The organism is Saccharothrix sp. NRRL B-16314 (genome assembly GCF_000716595.1).
GTDB lineage: Bacteria > Actinomycetota > Actinomycetes > Mycobacteriales > Pseudonocardiaceae > Actinosynnema.
Map to the genome: position 1 here is coordinate 1 of NZ_JNXC01000243.1, position 305 is coordinate 305.

1 protein-coding gene is annotated in these 305 nt (G+C 64.6%); it reads right to left on the bottom strand.

The annotated features are described in order from the left end of the window. The coding region (locus tag OQ02_RS39825) for a CBM35 domain-containing protein (RefSeq protein ID WP_033443870.1) at positions 1-305 on the bottom strand (305 nt) is incomplete at both ends.

A 305-nucleotide genomic window follows, 5' to 3' on the forward strand; every position in this document is an offset into this window, starting at 1 on the left:
GTCGAGCAGCACGTCGCACTGGTTGCCGGTCTCGCACGAGATCTTGATCTCGTTCTCGCCCTTCTTGAGGTCGACCGGCGCCCAGGTGGTCTGCCAGTTCTTCTCCAGGTTCGGGTCCGAGGAGTGGATGAAGTTCTTCAGGCCGATCGGCTGGGTGTTCGGCTTGCCGTTGACCGTCAGGGTCGCGTTGGCGTCGACGGCGGGGATCGCGTAGCGCACGGTCAGGCGGTACTTGCCCTCCGTCGGCATCTGCGCCTTCCACGTCACCGAGGAACCGACCTGGTTGAAGCCGCCGACGTACGTGC